This window comes from Actinosynnema sp. (assembly GCF_052038725.1).
The window spans coordinates 1-1,583 of sequence record NZ_JBQGCX010001290.1; the positions used below are offsets into that span (position 1 = coordinate 1).

At 78.2% G+C, this 1,583-nt stretch carries 2 protein-coding genes; both read right to left on the minus strand.

Features of this window, described 5'->3' with window-relative positions; all coding sequences use genetic code 11:
• Positions 1–21: 21 nt before the first annotated feature.
• The gene (locus ACTUAL_RS27265) at positions 22–1,173 is read right to left on the minus strand and encodes an FAD-dependent oxidoreductase (RefSeq protein WP_440902248.1); all 1,152 of its coding nucleotides are present in this window, start codon (positions 1,171–1,173) and stop codon (positions 22–24) included.
• Positions 1,170–1,583: TetR/AcrR family transcriptional regulator C-terminal domain-containing protein (locus ACTUAL_RS27270; RefSeq protein ID WP_440902249.1), on the minus strand; the 414-nt coding region annotated here is incomplete at its 5' end. The genes ACTUAL_RS27270 and ACTUAL_RS27265, both read right to left, overlap by 4 nt.

The window sequence follows — 1,583 nt, forward strand, 5'->3', positions numbered from 1 at the left end:
GCGCGGGGTCCGGGGGTGCGCTCAGGCGGGGGTCCCGGCGAAGCCCCGCATCACCGCGACCAGGGCGTCCGGGCCCGACGGCTCGAAGCACGCCTCCAGCCCGGCCGCCGACATCGCCGCCGCGGCCTCGGCGCGCGGGAACATCGCCGCCTCGTAGGCCGCGAGCGCCGCCTCGACGTCGCCGGGGTGGGCGAGCAGCGCCGCGCCCAGCTCCGCCCCGTCCAGCATCGCCAGGTTCGCGCCCTCGCCCGCGAACGGCGACATCAGGTGCGCCGCGTCGCCGAGGAGGGTGACGCCGGGGGTGCGCGGCCAGCGGTGCCCCCGCGGCAGGGCGTGGATCGGCCTCGGGACCAGCGGCGCGGGCGCCTCGGTGATCAGCGCGCGCAGGGCCGGGTGCCAGTCGGCGAAGTGCCGCAGCAGCTCGGACCTGGCCGCCTCGGCGTCGGTGAAGTCGATCGAGCCCAGCCAGTCCGGGCCGATCCGCAGCGCCGCGTACGCGTGCAGCGCGCCCGTGCCGTCCCGGTGGGCGAGGAAGCCGCGCTCGTCGCCCAGCGCGAACATCCCGCCGGGACCCGCCAGCTCGGCGATCGCGGGGTGGCGCCCCGCGACGTCCGGCAGGGTCAGCTCCACGAACGACACCCCGGTGTACTCCGGGACCGCCGGGGACAGCAGCGGGCGGACCCGCGACCACGCGCCGTCCGCGCCGACCAGCAGGTCGGTGGTCAGCTCGTGGCCGTCGGCGAACACCACCCGGTGCCGCCCGCCCGCGAGCGGGTGGACCGCCACGGCCTTCGACCCCCACCGCACGTCGCCGCCCGCCGCGTCCAGCAGGACGCGCCGCAGGTCGCCGCGCGCGATCTCGGGGCGGCCGTTGCCGCCGTCGTCGCTCAGCCGCGTGACGCCGTGCCGGTCGAGCACGCGGGTCGCGTCGCCGCCCTCGTGGACCGCCGCGCGGAAGGCGTCGAACGCGCCCGCCGCCCGCAGCGCGACCTGCCCGGAGTCCTCGTGCACGTCCAGCACCCCGCCTTGGTCCCGCGAGGTGGGGGAGGCGTCCAGGTCGTGGACGGCGGCGTTGACGCCGTTGCGGCGCAGCACGGCGGCCAGCGCCAGGCCGCCGAGGCCCGCGCCGAGGACGGTGATCTCGTGGTGCTCGTTCTTCGGGTGCTCGGTCACGGGGTGCTCTCCCCGGGGGTGCTGGCGGCTCCGGCGACCAGCGCGGCGAACGCCCAGTTCAGGCGGTCGGGCCCGGCGCCGGAGAGCAGGTGGTCGCCCGCTCGGGCGATGTGCGGGTGGGTGGCGGGGTCGGCGGTGCGCACGACCTCGGACAGCGCGGCCCACTGCTCGGCGTCGTCGGCGCCGGGCTCGGAGTGCTCGGCCGCCGTGGCGGTGGCCAGTTGCAGCAGCACGTCGACCGCCCAGGCGGCCCGGTCCACGGGGACGCCGCCCTCGTGCAGCAGGCCGAGGACCGAGTCGACCAGCGCGACGTAGTTCGGCCCGTGCGGGCGGCTGACCAGCGCGGACCTGGCCAGGCCGGGGTGGGCGAACAGGACGCGGGTGTAGGAGGACAGCAGGCCGGTGAGCCG